This window comes from Bradyrhizobium cosmicum (genome assembly GCF_007290395.2).
In the GTDB taxonomy this organism is placed as follows: domain Bacteria; phylum Pseudomonadota; class Alphaproteobacteria; order Rhizobiales; family Xanthobacteraceae; genus Bradyrhizobium; species Bradyrhizobium cosmicum.
Window position 1 is genome coordinate 4,193,079 of record NZ_CP041656.2, and the last position, 17,496, is coordinate 4,210,574.

The 17,496-nt window shown below is 65.7% G+C and carries 20 protein-coding genes; 10 read left to right on the forward strand and 10 right to left on the reverse strand.

Translation table 11 applies throughout. From position 1 onward, the window contains the following. Nucleotides 1–786 carry an SDR family NAD(P)-dependent oxidoreductase gene (locus FNV92_RS20210; RefSeq protein WP_143844848.1) on the reverse strand — a complete coding sequence of 262 codons (786 nt, stop codon included), beginning with the start codon at nucleotides 784–786 and terminating at the stop codon, nucleotides 1–3. Nucleotides 787–921: 135 nt separating this feature from the next. Here FNV92_RS20210 and FNV92_RS20215 point away from each other — a divergent pair, with 135 nt between their 5' ends. From FNV92_RS20215 to FNV92_RS20225, 3 genes are all read left to right on the forward strand, one after another. Further along, on the forward strand, nucleotides 922–1,314 hold the full coding sequence (locus FNV92_RS20215) for a hypothetical protein (protein ID WP_015686528.1): 393 nt from the start codon (nucleotides 922–924) through the stop codon (nucleotides 1,312–1,314). 99 nt (nucleotides 1,315–1,413) lie between these two features. Next, a complete protein-coding gene (locus tag FNV92_RS20220; protein WP_143844847.1) occupies nucleotides 1,414–1,665 on the forward strand; it encodes a hypothetical protein in 252 nt (83 codons plus the stop codon). A gap of 136 nt (nucleotides 1,666–1,801) precedes the next feature. Further along, nucleotides 1,802–3,913 carry a PAS domain-containing protein gene (locus FNV92_RS20225; RefSeq protein WP_143844846.1) on the forward strand — a complete coding sequence of 704 codons (2,112 nt, stop codon included), beginning with the start codon at nucleotides 1,802–1,804 and terminating at the stop codon, nucleotides 3,911–3,913. A 6-nt stretch (nucleotides 3,914–3,919) separates the two neighbouring features. Here the strand turns inward: FNV92_RS20225 and FNV92_RS20230 are convergent, their stop codons facing one another. The 5 genes from FNV92_RS20230 to FNV92_RS20250 all read right to left on the reverse strand — a co-directional run bounded on the left by FNV92_RS20230 (nucleotide 3,920) and on the right by FNV92_RS20250 (nucleotide 7,439). Continuing rightward, a complete protein-coding gene (locus FNV92_RS20230; protein ID WP_015686531.1) occupies nucleotides 3,920–4,105 on the reverse strand; it encodes a hypothetical protein in 186 nt (61 codons plus the stop codon). 217 nt (nucleotides 4,106–4,322) lie between these two features. Beyond that, on the reverse strand, nucleotides 4,323–4,610 hold the full coding sequence (gene minE / locus FNV92_RS20235) for a cell division topological specificity factor MinE (RefSeq protein WP_015686532.1): 288 nt from the start codon (nucleotides 4,608–4,610) through the stop codon (nucleotides 4,323–4,325). Beyond that, the gene (gene minD, locus FNV92_RS20240) at nucleotides 4,607–5,422 is read right to left on the reverse strand and encodes a septum site-determining protein MinD (protein WP_015686533.1); all 816 of its coding nucleotides are present in this window, start codon (nucleotides 5,420–5,422) and stop codon (nucleotides 4,607–4,609) included. Before minD ends, minE begins: the two co-directional genes overlap by 4 nt. A gap of 19 nt (nucleotides 5,423–5,441) precedes the next feature. Further along, on the reverse strand, nucleotides 5,442–6,140 hold the full coding sequence (minC, locus tag FNV92_RS20245) for a septum site-determining protein MinC (protein ID WP_041748360.1): 699 nt from the start codon (nucleotides 6,138–6,140) through the stop codon (nucleotides 5,442–5,444). Between the two features lie 294 nt (nucleotides 6,141–6,434). Continuing rightward, nucleotides 6,435–7,439, reverse strand: a complete 1,005-nt coding sequence (locus FNV92_RS20250) for an ABC transporter substrate-binding protein (RefSeq protein WP_168213627.1) — start codon at nucleotides 7,437–7,439, stop codon at nucleotides 6,435–6,437. Nucleotides 7,440–7,539: 100 nt separating this feature from the next. On the opposite strand from FNV92_RS20250, the gene FNV92_RS20255 reads away from it, so the two are divergent. The 6 genes from FNV92_RS20255 to FNV92_RS20280 all read left to right on the forward strand — a co-directional run bounded on the left by FNV92_RS20255 (nucleotide 7,540) and on the right by FNV92_RS20280 (nucleotide 12,746). Continuing rightward, entirely contained in the window at nucleotides 7,540–8,187 is a 648-nt protein-coding gene (locus tag FNV92_RS20255; RefSeq protein ID WP_143844844.1) for a TetR/AcrR family transcriptional regulator, read from the forward strand. Between the two features lie 84 nt (nucleotides 8,188–8,271). Beyond that, nucleotides 8,272–9,042, forward strand: coding sequence for an ABC transporter permease (locus FNV92_RS20260; RefSeq protein WP_143844843.1), 771 nt, complete (start codon nucleotides 8,272–8,274; stop codon nucleotides 9,040–9,042). Nucleotides 9,043–9,068: 26 nt separating this feature from the next. After that, entirely contained in the window at nucleotides 9,069–10,106 is a 1,038-nt protein-coding gene (locus tag FNV92_RS20265; RefSeq protein ID WP_143844842.1) for an NAD-dependent epimerase/dehydratase family protein, read from the forward strand. Next, nucleotides 10,093–10,914 carry a GNAT family N-acetyltransferase gene (locus FNV92_RS20270; protein WP_143844841.1) on the forward strand — a complete coding sequence of 274 codons (822 nt, stop codon included), beginning with the start codon at nucleotides 10,093–10,095 and terminating at the stop codon, nucleotides 10,912–10,914. The genes FNV92_RS20265 and FNV92_RS20270 overlap by 14 nt, the downstream gene beginning before the upstream one ends. 6 nt (nucleotides 10,915–10,920) lie before the next feature. Next, nucleotides 10,921–11,976, forward strand: a complete 1,056-nt coding sequence (locus tag FNV92_RS20275) for a dihydrodipicolinate synthase family protein (protein ID WP_143844840.1) — start codon at nucleotides 10,921–10,923, stop codon at nucleotides 11,974–11,976. Continuing rightward, nucleotides 11,964–12,746, forward strand: a complete 783-nt coding sequence (locus FNV92_RS20280; protein ID WP_143844839.1) for an ABC transporter ATP-binding protein — start codon at nucleotides 11,964–11,966, stop codon at nucleotides 12,744–12,746. The genes FNV92_RS20275 and FNV92_RS20280 overlap by 13 nt, the downstream gene beginning before the upstream one ends. A gap of 9 nt (nucleotides 12,747–12,755) precedes the next feature. Here the strand turns inward: FNV92_RS20280 and FNV92_RS20285 are convergent, their stop codons facing one another. The 4 genes from FNV92_RS20285 to FNV92_RS20300 form a co-directional block, all read right to left on the reverse strand. Continuing rightward, on the reverse strand, nucleotides 12,756–14,114 hold the full coding sequence (locus tag FNV92_RS20285; protein ID WP_244623663.1) for a YadA family autotransporter adhesin: 1,359 nt from the start codon (nucleotides 14,112–14,114) through the stop codon (nucleotides 12,756–12,758). A gap of 223 nt (nucleotides 14,115–14,337) precedes the next feature. Further along, a complete protein-coding gene (locus FNV92_RS20290; protein ID WP_015686543.1) occupies nucleotides 14,338–15,429 on the reverse strand; it encodes a TRAP transporter substrate-binding protein in 1,092 nt (363 codons plus the stop codon). 121 nt (nucleotides 15,430–15,550) lie between these two features. Further along, nucleotides 15,551–15,808, reverse strand: coding sequence for a hypothetical protein (locus tag FNV92_RS20295; RefSeq protein ID WP_015686544.1), 258 nt, complete (start codon nucleotides 15,806–15,808; stop codon nucleotides 15,551–15,553). 64 nt (nucleotides 15,809–15,872) lie between these two features. After that, nucleotides 15,873–16,853: a DUF2778 domain-containing protein gene (locus FNV92_RS20300; RefSeq protein WP_168213822.1), complete on the reverse strand. Its 981-nt coding sequence runs from the start codon at nucleotides 16,851–16,853 to the stop codon at nucleotides 15,873–15,875. Nucleotides 16,854–17,041: 188 nt separating this feature from the next. On the opposite strand from FNV92_RS20300, the gene FNV92_RS20305 reads away from it, so the two are divergent. Continuing rightward, a complete protein-coding gene (locus FNV92_RS20305) occupies nucleotides 17,042–17,479 on the forward strand; it encodes a DUF1810 domain-containing protein (protein ID WP_143844837.1) in 438 nt (145 codons plus the stop codon). The last annotated feature ends 17 nt before the right edge of the window (nucleotides 17,480–17,496 follow it).

The following is a 17,496-nucleotide window of genomic DNA, read 5'->3' on the forward strand; positions in this document are numbered from 1 at the left end:
CTACACGCCCAGATCAGGCGCTTCGAACCAGTTCGTCAGCGACAGGCCGCCGTCGATGACGAAGGCTGCGCCGGTGACGTAAGCCGAGAGCTTGTTCGACAGCACCGTGAGCGCCATCGGCGCGAGATCGTCGGCGGCGCCGAGGCGCCCGAGCGGAATGTGCCGCGCCAGCGAAGCATCCGCGACGAAACCGCCCGCTGCGATCGCACCCGGCACCAGCGCGTTGACGCGAATGCCGTGACGACCAAAGCTCTTCGCGAGCTCCTTCACCAGCATCGCCATTGCCGCCTTCGCCGTCGAATAATGCGGCAGGTTGCGCGGCGTGCCCGCATGCAGCGAGGTGAGAAATAGGAACGAGCCGGGCTGCTTTGCCGCGATCAGCCGTTTAGCGATCTCGCACCCCAGGTGAAAGCCGGCATCGAGATTGACGGCGTGCATCTCCTGCCAGGTCTTGCGGTCCACCGCGAACGCGTGATCGGCCTCGCGCCGCGGCGGAGACGCGCTGTGCACGAAATGCGAGACCTCGCCCAGCGCGGCATGTGCGGCAACCAGCAGCTCATCGCATGCCTCGAGCCTCGCGAGATCGCCAACCCACGGCACCGCCAATTCGGGCTTGCTGCTCGCGCTGATCGCGGCGCTTACGCGCTCCGCACTCACATCGGCGAACACGGTCCGAACGCCCTCGCCGACCAGGGCCTGCGCGATGGCTCGGCCGATGCCATTGCCGGCGCCGGTCACGAGCGCCGTGTCGCGTGCAGGATCGAACGGCGTGCTGAACAGGCTCATCTCGCTCTCCGTACCAGGGGATGCCGGCCACGATAGCGCACCGCAGCGCGAAGCGACAAATGCGCCCCGGCACCATTGCGGAGTAGCCCGCCAGACGCTAGCCTCTTAAAAAAATGAATGAAGGAGGACCTAAGGATGCGCACCGCTTTCCTGATCGCGGGCCTGTTGCTGACCGCCGCGCCGACCCAAGCAGCCGACGACCATGCACGCTCGACCTATGTGACGCTGGTCTTGCAGGCCTTCGCCGCCAAGGTCGAATGCCCGGGTACGGATGTCGTCTACCAGGACCTGGTGCAGAAGGCGGAGCAGATGCACCTGCCCGACGGCACCACCGAGAAGGTGCGCAAGGCGATCGCCTGGATGCACACCGGCGGCAAGATGGGCGAGAAGCAGGATGACGATCTGATGGCCGAGGTCGCGGTGGCCACCCAGGCGACCGATCTCAACCAGCGCCGCATCGGCATGCCGAGCTGGTGCGAGGCCCAGAAGACCAACCTCGCCGGCCTGATCCGCGCCAAGGGCGGCTAGTTCCTGTCGCGGTTAAGCATGCCGCGACGGAACCGCCGCCGCGGCAAATAATCGTCACAATCATTGCCAGCATGCGGGCTCTTCGAACAGGAGACCCCCATGCGGATTGCCCATCTCGTTTTCGCCGGTGCTCTCGCGGCCGGCGCCGTGCTCACCGCCCCTGTGCTGGCGAAGAATTCCGACGCCCAGAAGAGCGAGGACAAGTCGGCCGCGTCGGCGTCCTGCAGCGCCTATCAGCAGGCGCCGGATGGATCGTGGGAGCCGCTTCCCTGCAAGGAGACCGGCGAGCGCAGCCAGCCGCAGACCCAGCACAAGTCCGGCACGCAAGGCGGCGACCAGGGCGAACGATAGGCCGCACTGTGACGCGGGAACCCGGCGGGCTGCTTCCGGGTTGGAGCGGACGGCTTGCCGCGGTGCTTACGCTCGCTAGAATGCGATCCGCAGGGCCGAGGAGCGGCCCCTGGAAACGTCAACCCCGCGAGCACTTGTGGATTCGATCGAGCTTGAGGGCCTTCAACGCCGTCTGAAGGCGCTGGAGGAGGAAAACGCACGCCTGAAGGCGGCTGGGGCGGCCGTCCTCACCGAGCGACGGAAGGTCGAATCCGCACTCGCCGACAGCGAGGAGCGCTACCGGACACTGTTCAACTCGATCGACGAAGGCTTTTGCATCATCGAGTTCTTCGACGGCCCGCACGGTCCGCTCAGCGACTATGTCCACGTCGAAGCCAATCCCGCCTACACCCAGCATGCCGGCATCGCGAACGTGGTCGGCCAGAAGGTCCGAGAGATGGTCCCGGATGAGGCCGGCGGCTGGGTCGAGCTCTACGGCGGCGTACTGCGGACCGGCGTGCCGATCCGCTTCGAGCGCGAGCTGGTCGCGACCGGCCGCCACCTCGAACTGGCCGCCTTTCGGGTCGAGCCCGCCAGCCGCAAGCAGGTCGCGGTGCTGTTCCAAGACATCACCCCGCGCAAGCGCGCCGAGAGAGAGCTGCAGCAGCTCAACGAGACGTTGGAAGCACGCGTCGTCGCCGCGCTGGCCGAGCGCAAGCTGATGGCCGACCTCGTCGAAGGCACCGATGCGTTCGTCCAGGTCGTCGATCCCGACTTCCGCTGGCTCGCTGTCAACGGCGCCGCGGCCCGGGAATTTCATCGCATCTACGGTATCTTGCCGAAGGTCGGTGACAACATGCTCGAGCTGCTTGAAGATCAACCCGAGCATCGCGACGCCATCCGAACCGCCTGGTCACGAGCGCTTGCCGGCGAAGCCTTCGTCGAGATCGCCGGGTTCGGCGAGCCCGGGCGTGCCCGCCGCTTCTACGAGATGCGCTTCAACTGCCTGCGCGACGGCGAAGGCCGGCTTCTCGGCGCCTACCAGTTCTCCTACGACGTCACCGAACGCCTGAAGGAGCAGGAGCGGCTGCGCGAGGCCGAGGAAGCGCTGCGCCAGTCGCAGAAGATGGAAGCGGTCGGACAGCTGACCGGCGGCATCGCCCACGATTTCAACAACCTGCTCACCGGGATCATCGGCTCGCTCGAACTCCTGCAGACGCGGATCGGCCAGGGCCGCGTCAAGGAGATCGACCGCTACGTCTCGGCGGCGCAAGGCGCGGCCAAGCGCGCCGCTGCACTGACGCACCGGCTGCTGGCCTTTTCGCGGCGGCAGACGCTCGATCCCAGGCCGACCGATCTCAACCGCCTCGTCATGGGCATGGAGGAGCTGGTTCGCCGCACCGTCGGCCCGGAGATCGCGGTCGAGGTCGTCACGGCCGGCGGATTGTGGCCGACGCTGATCGATGCCTCGCAGCTCGAGAACGCCCTGCTCAACCTCTGCATCAACGCCCGCGACGCGATGCCCGGGGGCGGCCGGCTTACCATCGAGACCGCCAACCGTTGGCTCGACGAACACGGCGCAGGCGAGCGTGATCTCGATCCCGGCCAATACGTCTCCCTTTGTGTCACAGATACCGGCACCGGCATGGCCCCCGAGGTGGTCGAGCGTGCCTTCGAGCCGTTCTTCACCACAAAGCCGATCGGCCAGGGCACTGGCCTCGGGCTGTCCATGGTCTATGGCTTCGTGCGCCAGTCGGGCGGACAGGTCCGGATCTATTCCGAGGTTGGCCAGGGCACGACCATGTGCCTGTATCTGCCACGCCATTACGGCAAGGAGACTGACAGACCTGCGGCACTCGCCACCAAAACCGCTATGCACCCGCAGGCGGACCACACGATCCTAGTTGTAGACGACGAGCCCTCGATTCGGATGCTGCTGACGGACGCGCTGGAGGAGATCGGCTTCAATGTCATCGAGGCGCATGACGGGCCGACCGGCCTGAACATCCTGCAGTCGGACCAGGTCATCGATCTGCTGGTGACCGATGTCGGCCTGCCCGGCGGCATGAACGGTCGCCAGCTCGCGGACGCCGCGCGGACCACGCGGCCGGCATTGAAGGTGCTGTTCATTACCGGCTATGCCGAGAACGCCATCATCGGCAACGGCCAGCTCGCCCCTGATATGCAGGTGCTGACAAAGCCGTTCGTCGTCGAGGCGCTGGCGAGCCGCATCCTCGACATGATCAAGGATGGAACCGGGCGCAACTGATACCGATCAGCTCTGGTGCGGTCCGCGCATGACCTTCATGGCATCGACGATATGACGCCATTCCCTGGCCTCGTCGGCCTCGCCGCGGCCCTCGCAGGCCTGCGCCTGTTCTGCGGCTTTCGCGATTGCACCAAGACCATGCTGTTCCAGCATCTGCCGCGCGACGGTGTGGACCTGGACTTCGGACATCATGGGCGCTCTCCCGCTTGAGGAAACCGCGGCGCCCGGCTCGGCGGTCCGCGGACCCCTGACAACGGTTTCTCCGCAACGCCCGTTCCGCCCTCAGCCGATCACATCGATCGAGTTCGAGCCCGGTGCCGCCGCCCCCACAAAAACAAAGGCGGCCCGCTGTGCCCAGCGGACCGCCTTTTCACCCACCCCAAACCGGATGTTATGCAGCCGTGTTCCCTTACGCGACCGCCACTTTCTTGTTCTTGCGCTCGAAATCGTTGGGCACCTCGATATCGACCTCCAGGGTCGACACCTCGTCGCCACGCTCGAGCCGGACGATGACCTTGGTCGGATCCAGCGTCACGTGCCTGGATACGACGGCGAGAATTTCCTCACGCAGCACGCCGAGCAGATCGGGCTGGCCGCGCAGTCCGCGTTCATGGGCAAGCAGGATCTGCAGACGTTCGCGAGCGACCGGTGCAGAGGCCTTGTTGCCGCGGAGAAGCCGGAGCAGACCCATGCTCATGCAGCCCTCCGTCGCAGCAGCCGATCCATGAAACCCTTGCGCTCGGTCGGCACCTGCATGGCGACGGTCTCGCCGCATAGCCGCCGCGCCGCGTCGATATAGGCCCGCGCGGGTGCGCCTTCGGCGTTCGACAGCGTCACCGGCGTGCCGACGTTGGAGGCGCGCAGCACGTCCTGGCTCTCCGGGATAATGCCGAGCAGAGGCGTCGCGAGAATTTCGAGGATGTCCTCGATGGTCAGCATCTCGCCGCGCGCGGCGCGGGAGGGATCGTAACGCGTGATGAGAATGTGCTTCTCGACGCGCTCGCCCTTCTCGGCCCGCACCGTCTTGGAATCAAGCATGCCGATGATGCGGTCGGAATCGCGCACCGAGGAGACTTCCGGATTGGTGACGATTACCGCCTCGTCGGCAAAGCGCATCGCCATGGAAGCGCCGCGCTCGATGCCGGCCGGGCTGTCGCAGATCACCCAGTCGAAACGGCTGCGCAGATCGGCGATGACCTTGCCGACGCCCTCTTCCGTCAGCGCATCCTTGTCGCGGGTCTGCGAGGCCGGCAGCAGCCACAGATTCTCCAGCCGCTTGTCCTTGATTAGCGCCTGCGGGAGCTTGGCGACGCCTTGCACCACGTTGATGAGGTCGAACACGACGCGGCGCTCGGCGCCCATCACGAGGTCGAGGTTGCGCAGGCCGACGTCGAAATCGACCACGACGACCTTTTCGCCGCGTTGCGCCAGCGCAGCCCCCAATGCGGCGGTCGTGGTCGTCTTGCCGACGCCGCCCTTGCCTGATGTCACGACCAGTACCTTGGCCATCTCGAAAATCTCCTTCTGGTCAGTTCAGCGCGGTAATTCGCATGGTGTTGCCTTGCAGCCAGGCTTGCGCCGGCTTGCCACGCAGGGCCTCGTCGATATCGTCAGCAGTCTGGTAAAACCCATCGATTGCAAGCAGTTCGGCTTCGATCTTCTGGCAGTAGATGCGCGCGCTCGTGTGGCCGTTCACCCCCGCCATGGCGCGGCCGCGCAGCGCGCCGTAGATGTGGATGGAGCCGCCGGCAACGACTTCCGCGCCGGAGCCGACCGAGCCCAGAATGGTGACGTCGCCGTCGGGGAAAATCACGGTCTGTCCCGAGCGCACCGGGCTCTCCAGCAGCAGCGAGGTCGGCTTGGCCTCGGCCTTCGCCTCGGGCTTCTTCGGCGCGCTCGGCTCGACCACGCAGCTGCGCCCGCCCGAAAGCAGCGGCGGCATAGCCGGCGTCAACCGCGCCTCCTCCACGCCCTCGATGCCGAGCACGCGGATGTTGCGGTCCTGGAGGCTGGCGAGCAGATGGCTGATGCCGGACTGGCTGAGATCGACCGAGGACAGGTCGATCACCACGGGCCGGCCGGCGAAGAAACCGGGCGAGCGGGCGATGGTGGCGTCGATCTCCTGGAGCCAGTCCTGGATCGGAACCGTCGGCACGAACACGAAGGCCACGTAGGAGCGCCCGCGCAGGCGCACCATTTGGCGTTGGACTTTTGCTGCAGCCTCCATAGCGGCCGACTCGTTCCCTGTTATTGAATGGTTAACGATGCGGCGGATATGGTTAACGGCCGGTTAATGTCTCCGTGGGGATACGTGGGTGCGGATGGGCCCAGGCCGCGGGCATGATTGCCCGCTCCGTCATCCTGAGGTGCGCGCCATGCGACGCGAAGCGACGCATGGGAAGCCTCGAAGGATGTACGGCCGCGCTGCAGCCGGGCCGTCGCCCTTCGAGGGTCGCTGAAGAAGCGGCCGCCTCAGGGTGACGGGGATCGAGTAGCGCGCAATGACGAGGAGAGATCGCCCCTACTTCTTCACCTTGCTCGCGTCCATCTTGACGCCCGGATCCAGCATCTTCGTCGTGAACGCCGTGGTGACGTCGAACGGCTTCTCCATGCCGAGATAGGTCTGGACCAGCTCGTAATCCTTCTTCATCCGCTCGCCGTCGATCCAGCCGAGACCCTTGGTGGTCGTGAACTCGTCCGTCATCAGATATTTGATGCGCTCCCACTGGCGCTCCTGGTTCGCCTTGTCGAGACCGGAGACCTGGTCGAGCAGCGCCTTCAGGCAGGGTTCGACCTCGGCGACGCACGTCGCAAAAGCCTTCTGCGAGATGCGCACGAACTCTTCGACGAGCTTTGGATTTTTCTGCAAGTAGGCGCCGTTGACGATCAGCGAATTGCCATAGGGGTTGAGCCCGATGTCCTTCCAGTTGACGTAGCCGAGGTCGGGGCCGAACTCGATCACCTTCAAATCGTGCTCGTTGTAGAAGTCGCTGATGATGTCGACGGTGTGGCTCTTGAGGCCCGCGATCTTCGCGGTCGGCCCGATATTGACGAAGCTGACTGCATCCGGCGCGATGCCGGCGGCCTTCGCAAAGGCCGGCCACATCACGCGCGAGGCGTCGCCGGGCGGGTTTCCGATCTTGTGGCCTGGAAAATCCTTTACCCCGTTCACGCCGTAGCTTTTCAGCCAATAGAACGTCTGTCCGGTGTTGGCGTAGATGCTCATCAGCGCGACGTCGTCGGCGCCCTTGCTCTTGGCGACCAGCATCGTGGCGAGATCGGCGATGCCGAAGGCCGAGCCGCCCGCGCCGACCTTGGCGGCGGAGACACCGGAGCCCTTGCCGACCTCGATGGTCAGGTCGATGCCGGCCTTCTCGTACCAGCCCTGCGCCTTGGCATAGTAGAACGGCGAATGGTCGGCCGTCGGCGTCCAGTTCAGGATCAGATTGACCGCCTCGCCCGCGCTGGCGGGCACCGCCGGCAAGCCGAGCATCAGGGTCACGACCGCCGCCTGCAAACGCTTCATCGCATCTCTCCTCGTTGCCGCGACCCGGCTTGTCGCTCTCCCCATGTGAGGATACCAATGCAACAAGGCCGCCCTCAACTTGTCAACTGTTTGGTTGGAAATGCCCGCAAAACGTTCAGGCGACACCGTGCCGCAGCGGCGCGATCCCGTCGCCACCCGCAAGAAGCTGCTCACCGCGGCGCGCCAGGAGTTCGCCCGGCACGGCCTTGCTGGCGCCCGCGTCGACGAGATCGCGATGCGCGCCGGTGTCAACAAGCAGCTGGTCTACCACTATTTCGGCGACAAGGACGCGCTCTACCTCGCCGTGCTCGAAGTGGTCTATGAGGACATCCGCGAGCAGGAGCGCAGGCTCAATCTCGAAGGCCTGCCGCCGGAAAAGGCGATCCGCAAGCTGATCGAGGCCTCGTTCGACCATCTGGCTGCAAACCCTGATTTCATCGTGCTTTTGAACGACGAGAACCGCGGCGGCGCCCGCCATGTCCGCGGCTCGACGCGGCTGGAAGCGATGCATTCCCCGCTGGTCAAGAGCGTCTCCCACATCCTCAACGAGGGGGTGCGCTCGGGCGTATTCCGCAAGGGCATAGACCCCGTCCAGCTCTATATCTCGATTGCGGGCCTCAGCTATTTCTTCTTCTCCAACACGCCGACGCTGTCGGCGATCTTCGGCAAGGACCTGTCGAGCCGGGCCCAGCGCCTCGCCCGCCGCCGGCACGTCGCGGATCTCGTCCTGCATTCGCTCCGGCCCTAATCAACCAACTGGTTGAAACTTGCCGCAGGCACGGTTAAGCTGGCGACCAGCGGCAAGGCGGCCGCCGGCAACAGGGAGCACTCGGTGACAGGAGACGGAGCACGCACCACGCGCAGCTTTGCGATCATCCTGGTCGTTCACCTCGCCGTGCTCGTGCTGTGGCAGGTCGCGGTCGATGCCTTCCATGTGCCGAAATTCATCCTGCCCTCCCCGCTCGCGACGATCCAGACGCTGGGAACCGCAAGCTATGCCTGGGGCGCCAACACGCTGGTGACGGCGATCGAGATCCTCGGCGGCTTCGCGCTCGGCGCCTTCGTCGGGGTGGCGCTGGCGGTGATCTTCAGTTGGGCACCGCTGCTCAGCATGGCGCTGCTGCCGCTGTTCGTGACGCTGAACATGATCCCGAAAGTCGCGCTCGGCCCGCTCTTGATCGTCTGGTTTTCCTACGGCATCGTGCCGAACATCCTGATCGCTTTCAGCATCTGCTTCTTCCCGATCCTGCTCACCACCGCGCGTGGCTTGCGCGAAGTCGAGCCTGACCTGCTCGATCTCGTCAAATCGCTGCGCGGCTCGCGCTGGATTCTGTTCCGCAAGATCCAGCTGCCTGGATCGCTGCCTTACGTGTTCTCCGGCATGAAGGTCGGCGCCATCCTCGCGGTCGCCGGCGCCATCGTCGGCGAGTTCATCGCCTCCGAGCGCGGGCTCGGCTACCTCATGATCCAGGTGCAGTCCTCGCTCGACACGCCGGCAATGGTGATGGCCGTCGTGCTGCTGACCCTGCTCGGGGTCGCCCTCTACGGCCTCGTGCTCGTGCTCGAACGCATGTTCGTGGTCGTCGATGCGAGACAGACCTAGGAACGGCAGACTTGAAGGATAGAACCATGCTGCTCACCCGCCAGACGCTGCCGAAGACCATCCCCGACATCGCTGCGCTCGACGATCTGCTGTGCCGGCCGAGCCAGGCGCTGATCGACGACCTCGCCAAGGTGGAAGGCGACATCATGATCCTCGGCGTTGCCGGCAAGATGGGGCCGACGCTGGCGGGGCTTGCGAAAGCTGCCGCGCCGGATCGCCGCGTCATCGGCGTCGCCCGCTTCAGCGATCCGGGCGTCAAGGATTGGTTGCACGCGCGCGGCGTCGAAACCATCAACTGCGATTTGATGGACGAGCGGGCAATCCAGGCGCTGCCGAAGGCGCCCAACATCGTCTTCATGGCCGGCCGCAAATTCGGCGCCGAGGGCGATTTATCCCTGACATGGGCGATGAATGCGCATGTGCCCGCTCTGGTCGCGCAGGCCTTCCCGTCGTCGCGAATCGTGGCGTTCTCGACCGGCTGCGTCTATCCGTTCGTGCCCGTCGACGGCAAAGGCGCGACCGAGGACATGGCGCCGAACCCGCCCGGCGAATACGCGCAGTCCTGCGTCGGCCGCGAACGCATGTTCGAATATTTCTCCCGCAAGTTCGAAACACCGGGCCGGCTGTTCCGCCTCAACTACGCGATCGACATGCGTTACGGCGTACTGCACGACATCGCCACGAAAGTGCTCACGGGCGCACCGATCGACGTCCGCCTCGGCCATGTCAATTTCATCTGGCAGGGCGATGCCTCTGCGCAGGCGCTGCGGTGTCTTGCCCATTGCACGGCGCCGACCTCGCCGATCAATGTCAGTGGCCACGAGATTCTCGCGGTACGCGATCTCGCGGCAAGGTTCGGCGCCAGGTTCGGCCGTGCTCCGGTGCTCTCAGGCAAGGAAGAACCGACAGCGTGGCTCACCGACACATCGAAAGCGGTCGAGCTGTTCGGCCTGCCGGTCGTCGACACCGAGCAGCTGATCGCCTGGACCGCGGACTGGGTGTCCCGCGCCATGCCGAGCCTCGGCAAGCCCACCAAATACGAGGTGCGCGATGGACGCTACTGACGGCCCGACCGTCATCAAGCTCGGCGTCGAGGATGCGATCGCCGCGCTCGCGCTCTCGACCGAAGCGCACTGGAACCAGACCGAGGAGGACTGGCACGTCTTCCTGCACGACGGCGTCGTGTTCGGCATCCGCGACGGCGCTCGCCTGGTCGCCACCGCCGCTTTGCTGCCCTACTCCGGCAACAACGCCTGGATCAGCATGGTGCTGGTGTCGGCCACGCATCGCCGCCGCGGCCTTGCCACGCGCCTCGTCGATGCCTGCCTGGAGACGGCACGCAAGAACGGCCTGACAAGCTGGCTCGACGCGACGCCCGACGGTGCCGCTGTCTATGGCCCGCTCGGGTTCACGCCGACGCTGCAACTCCGCCGGCTGAAGCTGGTGAACCCCGCACAGGAAACTTCGGAATCACCCGCGGTCGCAACCCTCGACGCGCTTTGCGCGCGGGACCGGCGGACCACCGGCTTCGACCGGACCGCTCTCCTGACCGCCTTCGTGCAGCGCTCCGGCTCGCGCATCGTCGCAGCACATGGATGCATCGCGCTGGTCCGCGACGGCCGAACAGCGCGCCATATCGGCCCGCTGTTCGCGGACAACGCCGCAAAAGCGCTGGCGCTGGTTCATGCGATCGCGCGATCCGAGACCCTCCCGCTGCTGATCGACGCGGTCGCCTCGCAGGCTGCGTTCCTGGAAGGACTGACCGCATCCGGCTGGAGCATCGAACGGCCGTTCCAGCGCATGCGGTTCGGCCCTGCCACCACTGCCGGCGAGGAAATGCCATTCGCCGTCGCCGGCCCGGAATTCGGATAGGACATCATGCACCACAGCCAGATCAACGCCGACATCCGCAAGCTGATCGCCGAGGGCACCGTGATGCCGGCGCATCCCCTCGCGCTCACCCCCGAACGCCAGCTCGACAAGACCCATCAGCGCGCGCTGACGCGCTATTACATCGACGCCGGCTCCGGCGGCCTTGCGGTCGGCGTCCACACCACGCAGTTCGCGATCCGCGATGTCGGTCTCTACCGTCCGGTGCTGGAGCTCGCCGCGGAGACCGCGGCCAACTGGACCAAGCGTCCGCTGGCGATGGTCGCAGGTCTTGCCGGCCCGACCCGGCAGGCGGCGGCTGAAGCCCGCACCGCCCGCGACATCGGCTATCATGCTGGCCTGCTCAGCCTCGCCGCGATGAAGAGCGCGTCCGAGGACGAGATCATTGCGCATTGCACGGCGGTCGCCGCCGAGATCCCGCTGATCGGCTTCTACCTCCAGCCGGCCGTCGGCGGCGTCATCCTGTCCAGCCGGTTCTGGCAGCGCTTTGCCTCGATCGACAACGTCATCGCGATCAAGATCGCGCCGTTCAACCGCTACCGGACGCTCGATGTGTTGCGCGGCGTCGCAGCCGCCGGTGCGCTCGATCGCGTCGCGCTCTACACCGGCAATGACGACCACATCCTGCTCGACCTGATGCTGCCGTTCGACCTGCGCGCCAACGGCGTCACCACGCGCACCTACTTCAAGGGCGGCCTGCTCGGCCATTGGTCGGTTTGGACCGCGAGTGCCATCAAGCAGTTCGAGCGCTGCAAGGCCGCGCGGCACCAGGACAGCGTGCCGGCCGATCTGCTCGCGCTCGATGCCCGCGTCACCGATTGCAACAGCGCGTTCTTCGACGTCGCCAACAATTTTCACGGCTGCATCGCCGGCTGCCACGAGGTGTTGCGGCGCCAGGGCCTGATGAAGGGTCTGTGGTGCCTCGATCCGGACGAAGGCCTCAGCCCCGGCCAGCGCGAAGAGATCGACCGTGTCACGCGCGAGCACGCCGACCTCAGCGACGATGCCTTCGTCGCCGCCAATTTGAACAAATGGCTGGCATGAGCTCAAAACCCTTCATCAGCCTGCAAGGCGTCCGCAAGGTCTACCGCAGCGGCGGCGCCGAGTTCTTGGCCGTCTCCGACGTCACCATGGACGTGCAGGAAGGTGAGCTGGTCTCGCTGGTCGGCCCGTCCGGCTGCGGCAAGACCACTGTGATGAAGATTCTGGCCGGCCTGCACGGCGCCGACGGCGGCACGGTGACAATCGGCAACGCCGAAAGTCCGTTCGATCCCACCCGCGACATCGGCATGGTGTTCCAGCAGGCGCTGCTCTTGAAGTGGCGCACCATCCTGGACAACGTGCTGCTGCCGGCCGAGATCGTCGGCCTGCCGATGAAGGCCGCGCGCGAGCGCGCGCGTGACCTGCTCAACCTCGTTGGCCTTGCCGGCTACGAGCAGAAATATCCGCAGCAGCTCTCCGGCGGCATGCAGCAACGCACCGCGATCGCGCGCGCCTTCATTCACGATCCCAAGCTGATCCTGATGGACGAGCCGTTCGGCGCGCTGGATGCGCTGACGCGCGAGCAGATGAATCTGGAGATGCTGCGGATCTGGCGGGAGAGCGGCAAGACCATCATCTTCGTCACGCACTCGATCCAGGAAGCGGTGTTCCTGTCGTCACACTGCGCGGTGCTGACGGCGGGCCCTGCGAAGATGGCCGACTACTTCCCGATCGACCTGCCCTTTCCGCGCGACCTGCCGCTGAAGACGACCGACGCGTTCGGCGCCTATGCGCGGCGCATCTATGCGAAGCTCGGACTGAGCGCGGCCTGAGGCGCCCTCTCAAAACTCTCCGCCGACGCCGACATAGGCGGTGTGCTCGGTGCCGCCGCCATTGCCATAGCCGCCCACGACGGTGAGAGGCATCGCGGTCTTGAGCCGATGTGCGAAACCGACACCGAAGCCGCCTTCGCCGTGAAACGCCGAGCCGCGCACCTGCCAGGTGGTCTTGCCCGGCGCGGACGGCATCGGCGCACTGGCAGCGGCAACCGCGGCCGCTATGCCACGCCGCGCCTCGGTCAAATTGTTGCCGATCTGCGCCTGAAGCGAACCGATCTGCGATTGGAAGCCGGAGGTGATGCCGGAGAGCTGGCTCATGTTGACGGCGTCGGTCGGGTTGACGCCGGCGGCGACATTGGTCAGGCGCCGCTCGTTGCCGGCCGTGCCGAACGACACGGTGTTCGCAGCGGTTGCGATCGAGCCGGCACCGATGGCGACGGAATTGGCTCCCGATACGGTGGCACCCGAGCCGAGCGCGGTCGCGTTGGTCGCACCTGCATTGCTGGAGTTGCCGACCGCGACGGTCCCCTCGCCGTTGGCGGTGCTGAAAGCACCGACCGCCACCGCGACGTTGCCAATGGCATTGCTGTTGTTGCCGAGCGCAGTCGCGAAATTGCCTGTGGCGGTGCTGCTGGCGCCGATCGCCGCGGCGTTGGTGCCGGTCGCGGTGCTGCCCTGACCGTAGGCCGTGGCAGCGGCGCCGATCGCGCGGCTGCCGGCGCCGGTCGCGGTTGCGAACTGGCCGCTCGCCCTGCTGTCCTGGCCGGTCGCGGTGGCGAAATCGCCGTTGGCAAAGCTGTTGGCACCTGTGGCAGTTGCGCTGTTGCCGGCGGCGGTGGCACTCGCGCCGGTCGCGGTCGCGGCCGTGCCGGAGGCGAGACTGCTCGCGCCCGTCGCAGTAGCTGTCGCCCCGCTCGCGAATGACGACTGGCCAAAGGCGCTCGCGCTGGCGCCATTGGCGGTCGCGTGTGAGCCGCTTGCCGTGGCGCCAAGGCCGGTGGCAGTCGCATTGTCGCCGAACGCGCCGGCCGACAGGCCGGTGGCGGTGGCGGCGTTGCCGATCGCGGTTGCGTTATCGCCGTTCGCGCCGGACAACGAGCCGACCGCAACGGCGGCATTGCCGGTGGCGTTGGATGAGTAGCCAAAGGCAGAGGCGAAAGTCCCCGCTGTCGTCGCGCTCGGCCCCACCGCTGTGGCAAAGCCGGATGGTACGTTGGTGACGCCGCCGCCAGCCGTGTAGTCGGCCGCCAGCGCAGAACCGGTGTGGAGAAACGTGGTCACGAGGAGAAGAGCGAGGCAGGACACGATCGGGCGGAGTTTTCTCCCGTCGGCGGTTCCGCCAGTGTTATTCGGTAAGGTCATTTTCGACTCCATTCCCTGCTGAGCAAGGTCTGGAGGAACGGTCAAAATCCCACATCAACCGTAAGGTTGAGAAACATGACGGGCGGCATCCCGCCATCGCTTTCTCGGCGGAATGTTGCTGGAATACATCGCAGCAAATGATGGTCATGTAGCCCGGATTGCGCGAAGCGTAATCCGGGCTACGGGTGGCGCAGTGCAAAACACCGCGCCCGTCGTCTCGCGATCAGGTTTTGTTGCGCATCTTGCTGAGCAGGTAGTTGTCGTAATAGTTTTCCGCGATCTGCGTATAGAACAGCAGCTCCTTCATATACGCGTCGTGGCTTTCCTTGGTGCGCTTGAACAGGTCGCTCTTGGCGGCGAGCTCGTTCAGATGCTCCTGGGTCGCGTTGTAGCAGGCCTCCATCACCGGCTGCGGGAACGCCTTCAGCTCCGCACCGTTGGCGATCAGCCGCTTCAGCGCCGCCGGGTTCACGCTGTCGTATTTCTCGAGCATCCAGGCGCCGGCCGCCGAGGCGGCCTGGTTGACGACCGCCTGGTACTGCTTCGGCAGGCTCGCCCACTTCTCGTCGTTGACGATCATGTGCAGCATGGCGCCGCCTTCCCACCAGCCGGGGAAGTAGTAGTACTTGGCGACCTTCTGGAAGCCGAGCTTCTCGTCGTCATACGGGCCGACGAACTCGACCGCGTCGAGCGAGCCTTTCTCCAGCGCCGCATAGATGTCGCCGCCCGCGAGCTGCTGGGGCACCACGCCGAGCCGCGCCAGCACGTGGCCGCCCATGCCGGCGATGCGGAATTTGAGGCCCTTGAGGTCGTCGACCGTCTTGATCTCCTTGCGGAACCAGCCGCCCATCTGGGTGCCGGAATTGCCGCACAGGATGGCGTGCGTCTTGAACGGCTTCAGCGCCTCGTTGGTGAGGTCGGCGCCGCCGCCGAAATACCACCAGGACTCCTGATGCCGATGGTTCATGCCGAACGGCGCGCCGGTGGCATAGGCCAGCGCCGGCTCCTTGCCGATGTAGAAATAGAGCGGCGTCTGCGCCATCTCGACGGTGGCGACGCTGACGGCATCGAGCGCCTGCAGGCCGGGGACGAGTTCGCCAGCCGCAAAGGTCTGGATCTGGAATTTGTTGTCGGTGGCCTCGGCGACATATTTCGCGAAGGTCTGCGCGGTGCCGTAGATGGTATCGAGCGACTTCGGGAAGCTCGAGGTCAGGCGCCATTTGATCTCGGGCGCCGATTGCGCGATCGCAGGTGCAGCAACCAGCGTCGTCGCGCCGGCAACCGCGCCGCCCTTGAGGAATGTACGGCGTTTCATGATGGGGTCTCTCCCTTGAAGTAAGTTTCAAATGAACGGCCTTGTACCCGGCCTCGGGTTACGGTCTTCGGAGACCGTTTGCCTGTTCCTATAGCGGAGTTCAAGCTGGCAGGAAGCCGCTTCAGAGCAGCTTCGCGCTCACGAACAGCGCGCGTACGGCGTTGGTCGCCTGCACCGCGAGCATCGCGTTACCGGCGGCGCCTTCGAGCGCCGCGATCGCGTCTTCATGCAGGGAGCGGAATTCCATCCACTCGACCGATTTGAAGTTGGTGAGGAATTGATAGGCCTGGCCGACGGTCGCGATCGCCAGCGTGTCACCGTTCAGCTTGATCTTGAACGTCGTACGCAGCGGGGTCTCGGAGCTCTGGGGATCACTCATGGGCTGCTTCTGGACGAGGACGGCTTAACGAAGGGAAAACGGCAGCCCCGCCGTTCGGCGAATATCAGGAGTCGGTGCTCGCGCGCTGCGCGGCGATAGCCGATCCGCCCAGGCTCGGCACCACGACCAGACGGTTGAATTCGCCGTTGTCCCAGGCCTTGAGGAAACGATCATAGTCCTTGATCGAAACGCAGCCGTTGGAATCGCCGCGCGGCCCCAGCATGTAGTTGTGGGTGAGAAGGCCGACGCGGCCGAGTGCGCTGGTGCCCTCAGTCGGCGTCAGGCGCAGCGCCCGAACGCCGTGAAACAGTCTTTCGCGCGGCTTCAGATCGTAGATCGCGGGTGGGGTCGCGCCCACCATGCGCTGGTCGACATGCTCCGGGTCGTCCATCAGCGCGCCCATGCCCGAATGTGCCTCCAACGCAACACCGCTCGGCAGGTAGAGGGCCTTGGCCGAGATGTCATAAACGGCCGTCCGCGAATCGTAGCCGAGTGCGGCCAGATCCGGCGCCTTGCGGAACAAGCCACTGTCCGGCGTCAGCGAGGCCAGCCTGATCTTGTCGGTGAATTTTTCGAAGAAGTTGCGGTTGTCGACCCTCGGGTTGGTCTCCGCATAGGCCTGGCTGGAGGCGATCTGGGCGGAGAGATCGGCCTGCGGCGGACGCGAGCGCGGCATCGGCACGGCGTCGGCGCGCTGCTGCGAGGCTCTCCTTTCGTCGACGGGGCGATCGTCATCGGTCAGGCTCGAACGCCAGTCATCACCCTGGAGCTTCTGGGCGAGCATCGCCTTGGCGTCGCGCAGCTTGAGCTGGACCGCATTCAGGGCGGAGCGCTCCAGCGTTCGCAGGCCGAGGTCGCGGGCGGGTGGGTTGCCCGACAGCGACGCAAAACGGTCGTCGAACGAAGGGGCATTAGTGGGCGGCAGCGCGGCAGACACCAGCGGGCTCGAAGTGCCCAAACTCGAATCACCCAAATTCAAACCGCCGAGGTCCGCGACCCAGGCAGCCGCGCCGAGCGCCAGCGCGACGGCAGCCAAAGACAGCAATATCTTCTCGGCTCGCCCGATACGGCGGCGCGACAACAGCCTCTCGGCTTGTGCGGCGTCGGAAACCATCAGATCCCCAAATCGACCCCGGGGGGACCCACCCCCACCCGAAGACTCTATACCAGCTACCACATTGGGAGCCAAAAGTTAGGCATAATCGGGGCCGGCGAAGCACCAAGAGGTATCCAATGACCGCTCCCTTCGATCTGGAACGCTTCGTCCAAGCCCAGAATCCGGTCTATCCCAACGTCCGGGAGGAACTGGCCCGGGGACGGAAGCAAAGCCATTGGATGTGGTTCGTCTTCCCGCAAATCGCAGGCCTCGGCTTCAGCGCCATGTCCCAGCGCTACGCCATCGCCTCGCGCGCGGAGGCCATGGCCTACCTCGCCCACCCCGTCCTCGGCCCGCGACTGATCGAATGCACCCGGCTCGTGCTCGCCGTCGAGGGACGAACCATCAACGCGATCCTTGGCGCGCCGGACGACGCCAAATTCCACTCGGCGATGACGCTGTTCGGCGCGGTGTCCGATGATCCGATCTTTGGCGAGGCGCTCGCCCGGTATTTCGCAGGCGAGCGCGACGGCGCCACGCTGGATATCCTCGCAGCGCTTGATCGAAAGGCCTAGCGGCCGGCCCCTCGCTG